The 16,709-nt window shown below is 72.8% G+C and carries 13 protein-coding genes; 6 read left to right on the plus strand and 7 right to left on the minus strand.

The window, feature by feature from the left end; all coding sequences use genetic code 11:
* Nucleotides 1-4: 4 nt before the first annotated feature.
* The 3 genes from ACZ6Y1_RS07060 (at nt 5) to ACZ6Y1_RS07070 (ending at nt 4,405) form a co-directional block, all read left to right on the plus strand.
* Complete coding sequence (locus tag ACZ6Y1_RS07060) at nt 5-1,369, plus strand: MBL fold metallo-hydrolase (protein ID WP_469624254.1); 1,365 nt, start codon at nt 5-7, stop codon at nt 1,367-1,369.
* Nucleotides 1,366-2,217 (plus strand): sulfurtransferase, encoded by an 852-nt coding sequence (locus tag ACZ6Y1_RS07065; RefSeq protein WP_469624258.1) that lies wholly within the window; start codon nt 1,366-1,368, stop codon nt 2,215-2,217. The genes ACZ6Y1_RS07060 and ACZ6Y1_RS07065 overlap by 4 nt, the downstream gene beginning before the upstream one ends.
* A 109-nt stretch (nt 2,218-2,326) precedes the next feature.
* Entirely contained in the window at nt 2,327-4,405 is a 2,079-nt protein-coding gene (locus ACZ6Y1_RS07070) for a SpoIIE family protein phosphatase (RefSeq protein ID WP_469624261.1), read from the plus strand.
* Between the two features lie 31 nt (nt 4,406-4,436).
* Here the strand turns inward: ACZ6Y1_RS07070 and ACZ6Y1_RS07075 are convergent, their stop codons facing one another.
* Complete coding sequence (locus ACZ6Y1_RS07075) at nt 4,437-7,235, minus strand: SpoIIE family protein phosphatase (RefSeq protein WP_469624264.1); 2,799 nt, start codon at nt 7,233-7,235, stop codon at nt 4,437-4,439.
* A 182-nt stretch (nt 7,236-7,417) separates the two neighbouring features.
* The gene (locus ACZ6Y1_RS07080) at nt 7,418-8,566 is read right to left on the minus strand and encodes a glycerate kinase (protein ID WP_469624267.1); all 1,149 of its coding nucleotides are present in this window, start codon (nt 8,564-8,566) and stop codon (nt 7,418-7,420) included.
* A gap of 143 nt (nt 8,567-8,709) precedes the next feature.
* Here ACZ6Y1_RS07080 and ACZ6Y1_RS07085 point away from each other — a divergent pair, with 143 nt between their 5' ends.
* The 3 genes from ACZ6Y1_RS07085 to ACZ6Y1_RS07095 are packed head-to-tail and all read left to right on the plus strand — an operon-like array spanning nt 8,710 to nt 11,430.
* A complete protein-coding gene (locus tag ACZ6Y1_RS07085) occupies nt 8,710-10,428 on the plus strand; it encodes a BCCT family transporter (protein ID WP_469624270.1) in 1,719 nt (572 codons plus the stop codon).
* Between the two features lie 37 nt (nt 10,429-10,465).
* Nucleotides 10,466-10,966 carry an NUDIX domain-containing protein gene (locus ACZ6Y1_RS07090; RefSeq protein WP_469624273.1) on the plus strand — a complete coding sequence of 167 codons (501 nt, stop codon included), beginning with the start codon at nt 10,466-10,468 and terminating at the stop codon, nt 10,964-10,966.
* 35 nt (nt 10,967-11,001) lie between these two features.
* The gene (locus ACZ6Y1_RS07095; RefSeq protein ID WP_469624275.1) at nt 11,002-11,430 is read left to right on the plus strand and encodes a hypothetical protein; all 429 of its coding nucleotides are present in this window, start codon (nt 11,002-11,004) and stop codon (nt 11,428-11,430) included.
* On the opposite strand, the gene ACZ6Y1_RS07100 is transcribed toward ACZ6Y1_RS07095, so the two are convergent.
* The 5 genes from ACZ6Y1_RS07100 to ACZ6Y1_RS07120 all read right to left on the minus strand — a co-directional run bounded on the left by ACZ6Y1_RS07100 (nt 11,373) and on the right by ACZ6Y1_RS07120 (nt 16,709).
* A complete protein-coding gene (locus ACZ6Y1_RS07100; RefSeq protein ID WP_469624279.1) occupies nt 11,373-11,936 on the minus strand; it encodes a methylated-DNA--[protein]-cysteine S-methyltransferase in 564 nt (187 codons plus the stop codon). The genes ACZ6Y1_RS07095 and ACZ6Y1_RS07100 overlap by 58 nt on opposite strands.
* Before the next feature lie 21 nt (nt 11,937-11,957).
* Nucleotides 11,958-13,439 carry a DNA-3-methyladenine glycosylase 2 family protein gene (locus ACZ6Y1_RS07105; RefSeq protein ID WP_469624282.1) on the minus strand — a complete coding sequence of 494 codons (1,482 nt, stop codon included), beginning with the start codon at nt 13,437-13,439 and terminating at the stop codon, nt 11,958-11,960.
* Nucleotides 13,440-13,810: 371 nt separating this feature from the next.
* Nucleotides 13,811-14,593 (minus strand): CDP-diacylglycerol--serine O-phosphatidyltransferase, encoded by a 783-nt coding sequence (gene pssA / locus ACZ6Y1_RS07110; RefSeq protein ID WP_376657411.1) that lies wholly within the window; start codon nt 14,591-14,593, stop codon nt 13,811-13,813.
* A gap of 67 nt (nt 14,594-14,660) precedes the next feature.
* Complete coding sequence (locus ACZ6Y1_RS07115) at nt 14,661-15,317, minus strand: phosphatidylserine decarboxylase (RefSeq protein ID WP_376657408.1); 657 nt, start codon at nt 15,315-15,317, stop codon at nt 14,661-14,663.
* A 186-nt stretch (nt 15,318-15,503) separates the two neighbouring features.
* A complete protein-coding gene (locus ACZ6Y1_RS07120) occupies nt 15,504-16,709 on the minus strand; it encodes an acyl-CoA dehydrogenase family protein (RefSeq protein ID WP_469624285.1) in 1,206 nt (401 codons plus the stop codon).

Consider the following 16,709-nt stretch of genomic DNA (forward strand, 5'->3'; position numbering starts at 1 on the left):
GCACATGAGCGAGATCGAGGTCATGACCACCGCGTCGCTCGGAGACACCAGCTATCTCCTCGTCAGCGGTGACGAGGCCGCCCTGGTCGACCCGCAGCGCGACAGCTGGGAACTGCTGGAGTCCTGTACGTCCAGGGGGGTGCGGATCCGGTACGTGCTGGAGACGCACGTCCACAACGACTACGTCTCCGGCGCCCTGGAGGTCCGCGCGGCGACCGGCGCCACCGTGGCCGGCCCGGCCCGCGCGCCCTACGCCTTCGACCACCTGAAGATGGCCGAGGACGACGAGATCTCCGTCGGCGAGGTCGTCGTTCGGGCCATGGAGACCCCCGGGCACACCGCCGAGCACACCTCCTACCTCGTCTTCGACGACACCTCCCGGCCACCCGGCGCGGTCTTCACCGGAGGCAGCCTCCTCGTCGGCAACGCGGGCCGCACCGACCTCGCCGGCCCCGGGCGCGCGGAGGAACTCGCGCGCGCCCAGTTCCGCACCCTCGGCCGCCTCGCGCTGCTGCCCGACGACACCCGGGTGCTCCCGACGCACGGCGCGGGCAGCTCCTGCGCGGCCGGGCCGGTGGCGGGGGAGCGGACCAGCACCCTCGGCGCGGAACGGCGCACCAACCCCGTGCTGGCCGCCCGTGACGAGGAGGAGTTCGTCCGGGGGAGGCTGACGGGCCTGCCGCCGTACCCCGCCTACTACCGCCACATGGCGCCGATCAACCGCAGGGGACCCCGCGTGCTGGGCGGCCCGCCCACGCCCCGGCCGCTCACCCCGGCCGTGGTGGAAGGGCTCGCCGGGGGCGGCGCGCAGATCGTCGACGGGCGCGGCCGCGCCGAGTTCGCCGCCGCCCACCTGCCCGACTCGCTCTGCGACGAACTGGACGACCGCTTCGCGAGCCTGGTCGGCGAGATCGTGCCCTTCGGCACCCGCCTGGTCCTGGTACTGCCCGAGCCGGAGGAGGAAGCGGCCCGCGAGGCCATGACCCAGCTCCTGCGGATCGGCTACGAGGACGTCGCCGGCCACCTGGCGGGAGGCATCGCCGCCTGGGCGGACGCCGGCCGCCCGCTGCGCTCCTTCCCCGCCGCGGCCGCCGCCGAACTGGCCGGCCGTCTCGACGGCCGGCGCGTGCTCGACGTGCGCCCCGGGCACCCGGAGGACGGGTTCCCCGGCACGCTCCGCGTACCGCTCGCCGAACTCCCGCACCGGCTGGCCGAACTGCCCCGGGAGCAGGAGGTCTGCGTGGTGTGCGGCACCGGCCGCCGGGCGGTCATCGCGGCGGGGCTGCTCGACCGCGCCGGGATCCCCGTGACCGCGGTGATCAGCGGCGGCGTACACGAACTGATGCGACACGAGAGGAGCGGACCATGAGCGGCAGCGGATACGCCCGTCCGGACACGCTGGTGGACACGGAATGGCTGGCCGCGCACCTGGACGACCGGACGGTACGCGTCATCGACGTCGACGAGGACACCACCGCCTACGAACAGGGCCACATACCCGGCGCCGTCGGCTGGAACTGGACCACCGACCTGCATACGGCCGTGGGCCGGGACTACCTGGACCGCGAGGCGCTCGGCCGGCTGCTCGCGGACGCGGGGGTCGGCTACGACACGACGGTCGTCCTGTACGGAGGCAACAACAACTGGTTCGCCGCGTACGCCTACTGGATCATGCGGCTGCGTGGCTTCAACCGGGTCAAGCTGCTCGACGGCGGCCGCAAGAAGTGGGAGCTGGAGGGCCGGGAGACGACCCGGGACGTCCGGACGTACGCGCCCACCGACTTCGCGGTGACGGGCCAGGAGAACCCGCAGTTCAGGGCGATGCGCGCGGAGGTCCTGGAAAGCGTCGGCCGCGGGGTGCACCTGGTCGACGTCCGCTCGCCGGAGGAGTACCGGGGCGAGAAGCTGGCGCCCCCGCACCTGCCGCAGGAACAGGCCCAGGTCCCCGGACACATCCCCGGGGCCGCCAACGTCCCCTGGGCGCAGGCCGCCAACGACGACGGCACCTTCAAGTCCGCCGACGAACTGCGGATGCTCTACCTGGGCAAGGGCATCACCCCGGACCGGGAGGTCATCGCCTACTGCCGGATCGGCGAGCGCTCCTCCCACACCTGGTTCGCCCTCCACGAACTGCTCGGCTACCCCGACGTCAAGAACTACGACGGCTCCTGGACCGAGTACGGCTCGCTGGTGCAGGCCCCCGTCGCCCTGGGCTGAGCCGCGTCTCGCGCCCGGGGCGTCCCGGCATCCGACACGGAGCCCCGCGTCCACGCCTCGGATAGGGTGAATCGGTAGGAATCGGGCCCCCCGGGGTGAGGTCGGTGCATTGGACACGTACCAGTCGGCGAGCGAGGTGCCGGACCAGCCGGCCGCGGCTGTCGGGTACGCGGGCGTGCTCCGCGAACTCCTGCCGATCGCACTGTGGCGGGAGGACGCCGACGGTCGGGTCGTGGAATGGTCGCTGGCCGCCCAGGACCTGCTCGGACACCGTCCCGAGGACATCATCGGCCGCATCGGCGCAGACGTGCTCGTCCCCGAGGCCAACCACGAACTCGCGGGTCAGCTGACCCGCCGCGTCCAGTCCGGCGAGACCGTCATCGGCACGCTGCCCGTACGCCACCGCGACGGGCACCGCGTCCCGATGGAGATGTGGATCGTCCCCGCCGCCGATCCGCGAGGCCGCACGGGCGCCATGCTCGTCGCCGTGGAGACCTCCGAGGTCCTCCACATGCGTGACTCCCTCGCCGCCCTCCAGAGCCTCTTCACGCAGTCGCCCATCGGCCTCGCCACCCTCGGCCCCGACCTGCGCTTCCTGCGCGTCAACGACGCCCTGGCCCGGATGAACGGCGTCCCCGCGGCCGAGCACCTCGGCAAACGCCTCACCGAGGTGGTCCCCGGGGTCAACGCGACCGCGCTGGAGGCCACCATGCAGCAGGTCCTCGACCGCGGCACGGCCGTCGTCGACGTACGCCGCACCGGACGGACCCCCTCCGACCCCGGGCAGGACCACACCTGGTCCTGCTCCTACGCCCCGCTGCTCGACGGCTCCGGGCGGCCCCTCGGCCTGATCGCCTCACTCATCGACATCACCGAGGGCCAGCGGGCCCAGGCCGCCGCCGACCGGGCCCGCCACCGCTTCGCCCTGCTCGCCGAGGCCGGCACCCGCATCGGCACCACCCTGGACCTGCACCAGACCGCCCAGGAGATCGTGGACGTCCTCGTACCGCAGCTCGCCGACTCGGCCGACGTCCAGATGCTGGTGGCGGTCCTCGAACCCGACGACACCGCCGCGGCCGGATCCTCCCGGGGCGTCCTGCGCCGGCTCGCCGCCGTCTTCCCCGACCCGGCCGCACCCACCGCGAAGCTGGCCGCCGGACAGACCTTCCAGCTCCCCGTGGACAGCGTCTACGAACAGGTCCTCGCCGAGGGCCGGCCCATGGCCCTGTACTCCTCCGACGTCCCCGCGCTGATCACCGACCCGCGCGCCGGAGCCCTGCGCGAGTACCTCGCCACCCTCGGCTCGGCCCGGATGGTCCCCCTCGTCGCCCGCGGCAAGGTGCTCGGCGCCGTCGCCGTGACCCGGCTGCGCACCCGCGAGCCCTTCGACGAGCAGGACTGCGTGCTCATCGACGAACTGGTCGCACGCGCCGCCCTCAACATCGACAACGCCCGCATGTTCACCGCCCAGCGCAGGGCCGCCCTCACCCTCCAGCGCAGCCTCACCAACAGCGCGCTGCCCGAAGTCGCGGGCCTCGAACTCACCGGGCGCTACCTGCCCGCCAGCGACCACGACGTCGGCGGCGACTGGTTCGACGCCATCCGCCTCCCCGGCGGACGCACCGGACTGGTCATCGGAGACGTCATGGGCCACGGCATCCACGCCGCCGCCGTCATGGGCCAGCTGCGCACCGCCGTACGGACCCTCGCGCGCCACGACGTGCCCCCCGACCGGCTGCTGCGCTCGCTCGACGCCGTCGTGGCCGACCTGGGCGCGGACGAGATGGCCACCTGCGTGTACGCCGTCCACGACCCGGCCACGGGCGGCTGCGTGATCGCCCGCGCCGGGCACCCGCCGCCCGCCGTGGTCGCCGCGGACGGGACCATCACCTTCCTCGACGGCCCGCCCGGCACCCCCCTGGGCACCGGCACCGGCCCCGGAGGCGGCCAGGACTTCCGCACCGAGGAGGTGCGGCTGCCGCCGGGGAGCCTGCTCGCGCTCTACACCGACGGGCTCATCGAGGCCCGTGACCGCGACCTCGACGAGGGCATGGCCCAGCTCGCGGCGGCCCTGCAGGGGCCCGACCGGCCGCTGGAGGTGCTCTGCGACCGGATCCTCGCCCACCTGCTGCCGGTGGCCCCGCAGGACGACGTGGCGGTGCTGCTGGCCCGTACCCGGCCCCTGTGAGCCCGCGCGGGGGCGCCGGGCACCGGGCCGGTCACCAGGCCAGGTCCTCCAGCGCGTCCAGGTCCAAGGGCGCCGCCGGCAGCTCGGCGCCCCCGGTGAGCGGCAGCTCCGCCCAGATCACCTTGCCCCGGTCCGTGTAGCGGGTGCCCCACCGCTCCGCGTACTGCGCGACGAGGAACAGCCCGCGCCCGCCCTCGTCGGTCGTGGCCGCGTACCGCAGGTGCGGCGAGGTGCTGCTGCCGTCGGAGACCTCGCAGATAAGACTGCGGTCGCGCAGCAGGCGCACCCGCACGGGCGCGCTCCCGTACCGGATCGCGTTGGTGATCAGCTCGCTGAGGATCAGTTCGGTGGTGAACGAGATGTCCTCCAGGCCCCAGGCCGCCAGCTGCGCCGCGCCCGCGTTGCGCACCCTGGAGACGGCCGAGGCCTCGCCCGGCACCTCCCATTCGGCGATCCGCTCCGCCTCCAGCCGCCGGGTGTCCGCGATCAGCAGGGCGATGTCGTCGCTCGGCACCGGGAACAGCATCGTGGCCAGGACCTCGGAGCAGGCCTCGTCGGGGTCGCGGCCCGGCCGGGAGAGGATCTCGGCCAGCATCCGCACCCCGGTGTCGAAGTCCCGGTCGCGGTCCTCCACGAGCCCGTCGGTGAACAGCACGAGCCGGCTGCCCTCGGGCAGCCGCAGCGCGGCGGTCTCGAAGGGCATGCCGCCCACGCCGAGCGGGAGCCCCGTGGGCAGCTCCGGGAACTCCACCCGCCCGTCGGTGTGGACGAGGGCGGGACCCGGGTGACCGGCGCTGGCCATCACGCAGTCCCCTGAGACCGGGTCGTACACCGCGTACAGGCAGGTCGCGCCGGTGACCCCGGCCCGCTCGCCCAGGCCCTCGCCCTCGTCGTCGCGGGAGCCGTCCCCGTTCTGCCCGTCGCCCCCGTTGTCGGTCTGGTCGATCCGGCTGATCAGCTCGTCCAGGTGGCCCAGCAGCTCGTCCGGCGGCAGGTCCAGGGTGGAGAAGTTGTGCACGGCGGTCCGCAGCCGGCCCATCGTCGCCGCCGCGTGCACCCCGTGCCCGACGACGTCGCCGACCACCAGCGCCACCCGGGCCCCCGGCAGCGGGATCACGTCGAACCAGTCCCCGCCCACCCCCGCCTGCGCGGGCAGGTAGCGGAAGGCCACGTCGACGGCGCTCTGCTCGGGCAGCACCCGGGGCAGCAGGCTGCGCTGGAGCGTCACCGCGGTCGCGTGCTCACGGGTGAAGCGGCGGGCGTTGTCGATGGAGACGGCCGCGCGGGCCCCCAGCTCCTCCGCGAAGGACAGGTCCTCGTCGTCGAAGGCCTCCGGGGTGTCGGCGGCCCGCCAGAAGTTCGCCATGCCCAGGACGACGCCGCGCGCCTGGAGCGGTACGGAGATCAGCGAGTGCAGCCCGTACTCCAGGGCCACCCGGGTAGCGACCGTGTCGTCCGCCCGCCAGCCCATGGCGGCGTGCAGGTCGGGTGCGAGGATCGCGTGCCCGGCGTCCAGGGCCGCGGCCATGGGGGCCGTCGGCACGACGAACCGGATGAGGTCGCCGACCGGCTGCAGCGGGGAGTCGTCGCGCACCCCCGTGATCGCCGCCCGGCGCATCTCCGTGTACAGGCCCCCGGTCAGCGGCTCGTCACCGCGCAGCACGGGTTCCAGCAGCTCCACCGTGACGAAGTCCGCGAAGCGGGGGACGGCGACCTCGGACAGCTCCTCGGCGGTGCGCACCACGTCCAGGGTGGTGCCGATCCGCACCCCGGCGTCGTACAGCAGCTGGAGCCGGCTGCGGGCCTCCTCGGCCCGGCCGGAGAGGGCGGAGAGCTCGGTGGAGTCGCGCAGGGTCGTGACGGTGCCGGTGGGCCGGCCCCGGTACGGCTTCGTGGGCCGTACGTTGACGGCCAGCAGCCGGTCGCCCGCCCGGTGCACCTCATCGGTCGCGGCCCGGCCGGAGGCGAGCAGCTCGGCGGTGCGCGGCTCCAGGCCGAGGTCCCCGACGTACTGTCCCTCGGCGTCGGGAGGCAGGTCGAGGAGGCGCCGGGCCTCGTCGTTGGCGAGGTCGAGACGGTGGTCGGGGCCGATGATCAGCACGCCCTCGCGGACGGCGTGCAGAACCGCCTCGTGGTGTTCGTTCATCCGGGTCATCTCGGCGGCCCCCAGCCCCCGGGTCTGGCGCAGCAGCCGCCGGCTGACCAGGGCGGCGCCGGTCGTACCGAGCAGCAGCGCACCGGCCGCCGCGCCGAGGAGCAGGGGCAGCTGGCCCTGGACGGTGTCGGACACGTTCCGCACCTCTATGCCCGTGCCCACCAGCCCGATCACCTTCCCGTCGGCGTCCCGCACCGGAACGACGGCCCGGACCGCGTCGCTGGGCTGGCCCCGGAAGGTCTCGGTGAAGGACTCCCCGGCGGCGGCGCGGGCGATGTCACCGGAAGCGCGCTGCCCGATCAGCTCGGGCCGCGAGTCCGTGTAGCGGATCCCGCTCGTGGTCATGACGGCGATGAAGTCCAGCCCCGAGGCGATCCGCGCGGCATCGGCCAGCGGCTGGAGCGCGGCGGTCGGATCCGGCGACCTCAGGGCCGCCGGGAGACCGGGGGCGTGCGCGAAGGCCTCGGCGGCGGCGAGGGAGCGGTCTCGGGCGTCGCGCTCGCTGTCGTATCCGGCCTGGATCACCAGGGCCGACGCGGCCGCGGCGATCAGCAGCAGCACGATCACCGCCGTGAGGGCGAAGACCTGACCGGCGACGCTGTGTCCCCACCGGGACGGGCGCGCCAGCAGGCGCGAGCCCCACCCGGTCGGCTGGCGACCAAAACGTCCGGTCATGAGCCCTTTCTAACACTCTCCCGGAAGTTTGGAGCGGCTGCTGCAGCCGGCGGGGCCACCCGGTACGCGCGGGGACCCCGGCGGGGACACGGCGGAGGCCCGGCACCCCTCAAGGGAGTACCGGGCCTCAGCCGTGTCAGGGGGCCGTCGGGCTGGAGGCCGTCGGGCTGGAGGACGTCGGGCTAGAGGACGTCGGCGGCGATGGCGGCCGCGACCTGCTCCAGCAGGGGACCCGCGTTCGGGATGGACTTCGCCGGGTCCGGCTCCAGGGCGGTCAGCGGGTACGCCTTGCGGATACCGGCTCCCTCCAGCGCCTCCTGGCTCAGCAGCAGCCGCCCGCAGACCGCCACCACCGGCTTGCCCGCGGCACGCGCCGCCGCGGCGACACCGGCCGGGGCCTTGCCGTGCAGGGTCTGCTCGTCCAGCGAGCCCTCACCGGTGATGACCAGCGTGGCCCGCTCCAGCGCCGGGGCGAAGCCGAGCACGTCCAGCATCAGCTCGATGCCCGGACGGAAGCTCGCGCCCAGCAGCAGCGCGCCGTAGCCGATTCCGCCCGCGCCGCCCGCGCCCGGGGAGGCCGCGAGCTCGGTGGCCTTCGAGCCGATCGACTTCTCGAGCACCTGCGCGTAGTGCGCCAGCGCAGCGTCCAGCGTCGCCACGTCCTCGGGGGAGGCCCCCTTCTGCGGGCCGTAGACCGCCGCGCAGCCCTTCGGGCCGGTCAGCGGGTTGTCCACGTCGCTGGCCAGCACGAAGTCGACCTCCGCGAAGCGCGGGTCGATCCCCGACAGGTCCGCCGAGGCCAGCTGCGCCAGCGCGCCGCCGCCCGGACCGACCGGTTCGCCGTTCGCATCCAGGAACACCGCGCCCAGCGCCGCCAGCATGCCGGCGCCGCCGTCGGTGGTGGCGCTGCCGCCCACGCCGAAGACGATCGAGCGCGCGCCCGCGTCCAGCGCGGCCTTCAGCAGCTCGCCCGAGCCGTACGTGGTCGCCGTCAGCGGGGCGAAGGTGCCCGTGGGCAGCAGCTGGAGACCGGAGGCCTCCGCCATTTCGACCACCGCAGTGCCCTCGCGCAGCGCGAAGGCGGCCGTGACCTGGTCGCCGAGGGGGCCGGTGACCCGGACCTCGCGGCGTTCGAAACCGGCCGCCACAGCGGCCGCGACCGTGCCGTCGCCGCCGTCCGCGACGGGGAGCGTCTCGATCTCCACGTCCGGTACGGCCTTGCGAAGGCCTGCCGTCACCCGCTCCGCGACCTGAACGGCCGTGAGCGAGCCCTTGAATTTGTCCGCGGCGATGAGCACGCGCGCGGCCTCAGTTACTGCTCCGTCCGTCACCTTGCTATTCCCTTGCTATCGAACAGTGCAGTCGCGCCCCCATGAGCTTATCCGGAGGATCCTCCTATGCCCATGAGTGGCCTGGGACACACACGGCGTGCCATGCGCCTAAATAGGGATATATGCCTGCATAGTGTGGCCGCATGAGCGCGGAATCACTGGAACAGGCACGTCCGGATGGGCCGGCGGGGGGACCGGACGACCCTGCGGACGGCGCCCCCGACCGGCAGGTCGTCACCATCGGGGTGATCGCCGTACTCGCCGTCGTCGCCTGGGCGGCCCTCGCCAAGAACTCCTTCGACAAGGTGTCGAGCACCGCGCTCGCCTGGGTGCTCGCCGATTTCGCCTGGCTCTTCGTGATCGCCGCGGACGTCTTCCTGGTGATGTGCGTCGTCCTCGCCCTCAGCCGTTTCGGGAGGATCCGCCTCGGCCGGGACGACTCCGAGCCCGAGTTCACCAACCTCGCGTGGATCGCGATGATGTTCAGCGCCGGCATGGGCATCGGTCTGATGTTCTACGGGGTGGGCGAGCCGCTCACCCACTACCTGGCCCCGCCACCGGCCTCCGGCGCGCGCCCGGCCTCCGGCGCCTCCGCCCTCGCGGCCATGGAGTACTCCTTCTTCCACTGGACGCTCACCCCGTGGGCGATCTACGGGATCGTCGGCCTGGCCCTCGCCTACGCGACCTTCCGCAAGGGCCGCGGCAACCGGCTCAGCTCGGCCTTCGTCCCGCTGATGGGCGAGGAACGGGCGAACGGACGACCGGGCAGGGCCATCGACCTGCTCGCCGTCTTCGCCACCGTCTTCGGCACCGCGACCAGCCTCGGCCTCGGCGCGCTCCAGGTCTCCAAGGGCCTGAACATCACCACCGGCATCGAGGACTCGACCTCCGTCGAGCTGGTCATCATCGTCGCCCTCTCGGCGGCGTTCGTGCTCTCCGCCTTCTCCGGCCTGCACAAGGGGGTGAAGTGGCTGAGCACGATCAACATCGTGCTCGCCGCCACCCTCATGCTCTTCGTGTTCGTGCTCGGCCCCACCGTCTACGTCCTCGACGTGATCCCCGCCGGCGTCGGCGGCTACCTGCACGAGCTGCTGCCCATGGCCACCCGCACCGGGGCCTTCACCGACGCGCCGTGGCTCGGCGCGTGGACGATCTTCTACTGGGCCTGGTGGCTCTCCTGGGCCCCCTTCGTCGGCACCTTCATCGCCCGCATCTCGCGCGGCCGCACCATTCGCGAGTTCCTCGTCGGCGTCCTGCTCGTGCCCAGCGGGGCCACCGTCATCTGGTTCTGCGTGATGGGCGGCACCGCCATCCGTCTGGACTCCACGGGCGCCGTCGACTTCGCCGCCGTGCTGAAGGACGGCACGGAGGCCTCGCTCTTCGCGATGCTGGACGCCCTTCCGCTCGGCACCCTCACCTCGTGGGTCGCCATGCTCCTGGTCATGACCTACTTCGTCACCAGCGCCGACTCGGCCTCCCTGGTGATGGGCTCGCTGACCAGCCGCGGCTCCCTGCACCCGCCCACCTGGCTGGTCGTCACCTGGGGCGTACTGATGGCCGCCGTCGCCGCCGTGCTCCTCGTGGCGGGCGGCCTGAAGTCGCTGCAGACCGCCACGATCCTGGTGGCGCTGCCCTTCGTCGTCGTCATGATGCTGCTCTGCTGGGCCCTGCTGAAGGAACTCCGCGAGGACCCCGGAGCCGGCCCCGCCCGCCACCACGCCCTGCACGGCATGCGGGACGCCGTCCGCGCCATGGTCGGCGACGCCGTCACCGAGCAGAACGCGGCCCGCCACCGGGGACCGCAGCGCGTCGCGGAGTCCCGAACGGCGGACAGTGGCGGGACGGGCACCCCGGGGACCTGAGCGCCCCCGGCCCGGGCCCCGGCGCTAGGGTTGCCGCGTGACCACCACGGATGACTACGCCACCTACATCGCGAGCCTGCCCCGCGTGCTGGCCGGAGCGGCCGCCCTCTACCGGGACGCCGAGGGGCGGGTGCTGCTCGTCGAGCCCAACTACCGCGAGGGCTGGGCGCTGCCCGGCGGCACCATCGAGTCCGACCGGGGCGAGTCCCCGCGCACGGCGGCCCGGCGCGAGAGTGCCGAGGAGATCGGCATCGACGTACCGCTCGGCAGGCTGCTCGCCGTCGACTGGTCGCTGGACGCGGGGCGCCCTCCGCTCGTCGCGTACCTCTACGACGGCGGAGTGCTGACGGCGGATCAACTGGCCTCCATCAGGCTCCAGGAGGCCGAACTGCTCTCCTGGAAGCTCGTCGAGCCCGCCGAACTCCCCGCCCACCTCCTCGGGGCGCTCGGCCGGCGCGTCCAGGAGGCCTGCCGGGTGCTGGAGTCGGGCGAGGGCGCGGTGGAGCTGGAGAACGGCCGCCGCCCGTCCGCGTCATAACGCGACGTTTACCGCGACCGGGACAGAATCAGCTGATGATCACGATGTACGCCTGGCCCAGTACCGCCGACGGGCCCGACGCCCTGCCCATGGTCCACTTCACGACCGACCGGCAGGAGGGCGGGGAGGTCACCCCCGACGGAACGCCGGTCTGGATGTTCGACACCGCGATACGCGACGGCGGCTGGGCCCTGTTCACCGACTTCGACGGATGGTCCGCGCCGGCCCCCGGATGGGAAGCCCTCTACCGCCGCGAGGACGACCTCTTCGCGGTCAGCGGCCCCGGCGCCTGCGAGGGCTGGTACCAGGGGAACCTCGGCGCCGACGCCGACTGGGTGGCGGCCGCCGCCGCGCAGCACAGCGTGGTCCTGCTCGCCGCCCCCGTCCAGCACCCGTCCCTCTACGGCTACGCCGTGGAAGCCGGCGCCGCGTTCGCCCTGCTCGTGCCGCTGATGGTGGTCTGACGGGCCGTCCGCGACGCGCGCCTTTCGGACTCGAAGTCCAGCAGCCGCACCTTGCGGTCCACCCCGCCGCCGTAGCCGGTCATGCCGCCGGAGGCACCGATTACCCGGTGGCACGGGACGATGATCCCGACCGGGTTCCTGCCGTTGGCCAGGCCCACCGCGCGCGAGGCGCCGGGCTTGCCCAGCCGCGTGGCGAGCTCCCCGTACGACCACGTCTCGCCGTAGGGGATCCGTACGAGCTGGTCCCAGACGCTCCGCTGGAACTCGGTGCCCTCCAGCCGCAGCGGCAGGTCGAAGGCCGTGAGCGCGCCGGCGAAGTACGCGGTGAGCTGCCGCACCACTTCGGGGAAGGGCTCCTCGGTGGCGGCGACCCGCTCCCCGAAGGACTCCTCGGCCGGCCGGTGGCGCTGCCCGGTCATGTAGAGGCCGCTGAGGACGCCCTCAGTGGCGACCAGGGTGAGCGGGCCGTAGGGGCTGTCGACGACGGTGTGCTGCTTGGCGGTCATGCCGGGTGCTCCTCGGACGGGTCAGACGGGCAGGTGGTTGATGGGGTGGCTGTCGGTGGCCCACAGGTACTGGACGGCGTACGCCCGCCAGGGCCGCCAGTCGGCCGCCCGCGCGGTCAGCGCGGCCGGGGTGGACGGCAGCCCGAGCCCCCGCGCGGCACGCCGGACCCCCAGATCGGACGGCAGGAAGGCGTCGGGGTCGCCGAGCGCGCGCATCGCGACGACCTCGGTGGTCCACGGGCCGAAGCCGGGCAGCGCGTTCAGCTGCACGCGGGCCGCCTCCCAGTCGCTGTCGATGCCGAGCGGCAGCGAGCCGTCGGCGAGGGCCGAGACCAGGGTGGTGAGCGTGGTGCGGCGGCTGCGCGGCAGGGCCAGGGACTCCGGGTCCAGCTCGGCGAGCGCCCGCGGGGAGGGGAACAGGTGGGTCAGCCCGCCCAGCGGGTCCTCGACCCGCTCGCCGTGCGCGGTGACCAGCCGGGCGGCGTGCGTGCGCGCCGCCGCCGTGGACACCTGCTGGCCGAGGACGGCCCGTACGGCGAACTCCGCCGCGTCGACGGTACGGGGCACGCGCCGCCCGGGCGCCTTGTCCACGAGCGGGGCCAGCAGCGGGTCGGTGCGCAGCTGCCCGTCCACGGCCTCGGGATCGGCGTCCAGGTCGAGCATCCAGCGGCAGCGGCTGATGGCGATGGTCAGGTCGCGCAGGTCGGTGAGGGCGAGACGGCAGCCGATGTGGTCGGGCGCCGAGGTGAGGGCGACGACGCCGGTCCCGTACGGCAGCCGCAGCGTGCGCCGGTACGCCCCGTCCCGCCACTCCTCCACGCCGGGGACGGCGGTCGCGGCGAGGTGCCCGAAGAGGTTGTCGGGGTTGAGCGGGGCCCGGTAGGGGAGCCGCAGATTGATGGTCCCGGGGATCCGGGGCTGCCGGTCGCGGCGGTTGCCCTTCTCGGAGCGCAGCCGCAGTTCGCTGGGGGAGAGCGCGAAGACCTCGCGGACGGTGTCGTTGAAGGTGCGGATCGAGGAGAAGCCGGCGGCGAAGGCGACGTCGCCCATCGGGAGCTCGGAGGTCTCGATCAGCAGCCGGGCGGTCTGGGCGCGCTGGGCCCGGGCGAGGGCGAGCGGGCCGGCGCCGAGCTCGGCGCGCAGCTGCCGCTCGACCTGGCGGGTGGAGTACCCGAGGCGGGTGGCCAGGCCGGGGACCCCTTCGCGGTCCACCACCCCGTCCTGGATCAGCCGCATCGCGCGGGCGACGGTGTCGGCGCGGGCGTTCCACTCGGGCGAACCGGGGCTGGTGTCGGGCCGGCACCGCTTGCAGGCCCGGAACCCGGCCTGCTGGCAGGCGGCCGCACTGGGCAGGAAGGTCATGTTCTCGACCTTGGGAGGCACGGCGGGGCAGCTGGGCCGGCAGTAGATCCGGGTGGTCAGCACGGCCGTGAAGAACCAGCCGTCGAACCGGGCGTCCTTCGACTGCACGGCCCTTACGCAGCGCTCGGTGTCGGTGTGCATGTCCCTAAGCATCCGGGGTCGGTCCACCGCCGGCTGGCGGTTTTCCGACATCAAGCCTACGTGCCCCGGCGGGCGCGGGCCGTGCCCACGGCTCAAGCGGCGGCGAGGCCGAGATGCCGCCACGCGGCCCCCGGGGCTCCGCCCCGCACCCCGCCTCAGACGCCGGCGGGGCTGGTGGCGGCGTGCCTGCGCTGCTCGGTGCGGCGCCGTTGCGGGGGCTCCGCCCCCGACCCCCCCGCGCCTCAAACGCCGGCGGGGCTGGGATTGACCCGGCCGATCCAACCCCGCCGGCGTTTGAGGCGGGGCGCCCGGCGGGGGGCACGCGAAGGCCCCGGGGCCAGTGGCACCCGGGGCCTTCGCGGACAGCGAAGCTAGCGCAGCGTCGCCGCGCGGGCCTCCCGCCGGTTGTGGCGGAACGTGTTCGCGCGACGGGTCGTCGCGAACAGCGGAATCGTCGCCGCCAGAGCGATCTGCAGCGCGCAGCCCGTCTGGAGGAGCAGCTGACCGCCCGGCGCGTCGAACGCCCAGGCGGCGAGGAGCCCCATGGCCCCGACGATCCAGCTCAGCATCGCCACCGCGAGGACACCCCGCGGCTTGGGGTACTCGACCCGGCTCACCATCAGCCAGGCCACCCCGATGATCGCCAGCAGCGTCGGCACGAACGGCAGCTCCAGCAGCACGATCGAGACGACCGTCAGTGCTCCGAAGGGGCTCGGCATGCCCTGGAACATGCCGTCCTTCATCGTCACGCAGCTGAATCTCGCCAGCCGCAGGACCACCGCCAGCAGCACGACGATCGCCGCGAGCGCCGACATCTTCTGGTGCGCGTCGTCGGCGACCATGCCGTAGACCAGCACGAAGTACGCCGGCGCCAGCCCGAAGCTGATCAGGTCGGACAGGTTGTCCAGCTCGGCGCCCATCGGCGAGCTGCGCAGCTTGCGGGCCACGATGCCGTCGAAGAGGTCGAAGACCGCCGCGAGCAGCATCAGTATCACCGCGGTCGCCGCGCTGTGCCGGGCCATGCCCGACTCGCCGCTGCCGGTGAGGTGCGGGATGAGGATTCCGGTGGTGGTGAAGTACACCGCCATGAACCCGCAGGTCGCGTTGCCGAGGGTGAGGGTGTCCGCTATCGACAGCCGCAGCGAGAGCGGCATGTCGTCCTCGGGGGACTCCTCCTCGGCGGCGGACTCCGGAACCCAGCCCGCGGCCGGAGTCTCAGGGTCAGTCACGGTCAATTCGGGTCACCCCCGCGGTGGTGGCCTGCCCGACCTCGACCGCGACCTCGACACCCTCGGGAAGGTAGATGTCGACGCGGGAGCCGAAGCGGATCAGACCGATGCGTTCGCCCTGCTCCACCTTGGTGCCGGCCGGCAGGTACGGGACGATGCGTCGGGCGACGGCGCCGGCGATCTGCACCATCTCGATGTCACCGAGCTCGGTGTCGAAGTGCCAGACGACGCGCTCGTTGTTCTCGCTCTCCTTGTTGAACGCCGGGACGAACCCGCCGGGGATGTGCTCCACGGACGTCACCGTGCCCGCCAGGGGCGCGCGGTTGACGTGGACGTTCAGCGGGCTCATGAAGATCGCGACCCGGGTCCGTCCGTCCTTCCACGGCATGATGCTCTGCACCACACCGTCGGCGGGGGAGATGACCCGGCCCTGGGCGATCTCACGCTCGGGGTCGCGGAAGAACCACAGCATGCCCGCGGCGAGCGCGGTGGCGGGCACGGCCGCCGCGGCCCAGCGTCCGGACTTGCGGGCCCGGGAGAGGCTGAGTGCCGCGGTGGCGACGGTCGGCAGAAGCCACGGCGATGCTCCGCGCGCGAGGCGTACGCCAAGGAGGCTGTCGCGAGGTGCAGAGGTTTGGCTGTGGGGCATGGATGACCTTCGTAGCGGGTGATTGCCGCGCCGCAAACAGGGGGACGGGACGGCGGCTTTACTGGAATGCTATCGGTTGCGCGCAACAACTGGGCAAGCCAGAAGCCGAGTCGATGGCCGTCAGCCAGTCGCCGGAAGTGGTCCTTATGCGGCGAATCGCTGGATGATTCGCCGCAAAAGGGACTTTCAGCCCTGGAGTCGGTACTCCTCGAGCAGGCGTCGCCCGATGATCATTTTCTGGATCTCGGCAGTACCTTCACCGATGAGCAGCATCGGAGCCTCCCGGTAGAGACGCTCGATCTCGTACTCCTTCGAGAACCCGTATCCGCCATGGATACGGAAGGCGTCCTCCACCACCTCCTTGCAGTACTCGGAGGCGAGGTACTTCGCCATGCCGGCCTCGAGGTCGTTTCGTTCCCCGGAGTCCTTTTTGCGTGCTGCGTTCACCATCATGGCATGGGCGGCTTCGACCTTGGTAGCCATCTCGGCCAGCTTGAACTGGATCGCCTGGTGTTCGGCGATGGCCTTGCCGAAAGTGTGACGTTGCTGGGCATACGAGACACCCAGCTCGAACGCACGCTGAGCGACGCCGCAGCCACGCGCCGCCACGTTGACGCGGCCGACCTCGACCCCGTCCATCATTTGGTAAAACCCTCGGCCGGTCTGCCCGCCGAGCACCCGATTGGCCGGAATGCGCAGTCCGTCCATGATGAGTTCGGTCGTGTCGACGCCCTTGTAACCCATCTTGTCGATCTTGCCCGGGATGGTCAGGCCCGGACGGACCTCACCGAAGCCCGGCTCCTTCTCGACGAGGAAGGTCGTCATCGACTTGTGCGGGGCCGTGCCCTCGGGGTGTCCTTCGTCACTTCGCACGAGGACCGCCACCAGCGTGGAGCTGCCGCCGTTCGTCAGCCACATCTTCTGGCCGTTCAGGACGTACTCGTCGCCGTCCTTCACCGCCTTCGAGGTGATGGCCGACACATCGGAGCCGAGCGCCGGCTCGGACATCGAGAACGCGCCGCGCACCTCGCCCAGCGCCATGCGGGGGAGGAAGTAGTCCTTCTGCTCCTGCGTGCCGTGCTGCTTGAGCATGTACGCCACGATGAAGTGGGTGTTGATGATGCCCGAGACGGACATCCAGCCGCGGGCTATCTCCTCCACGCACAGGGCGTAGGTGAGGAGCGACTCGCCGAGGCCGCCGTACTCCTCGGGGATCATGAGGCCGAAGAGGCCGAGCTCCTTGAGGCCGTCGACGATGTCCTGCGGATACTCGTCGCGGTGCTCCAGCTCGGTCGCGACCGGGATGATCTCCTTGTCGACGAACTCGCGGACGGTCTTGAGGATCTCCCGCTGGACGTCGGTCAGCCCGGCGGTCTGGGCGAGTCGGGCCAT

The organism is Streptomyces sp. NPDC053432 (assembly GCF_055585365.1).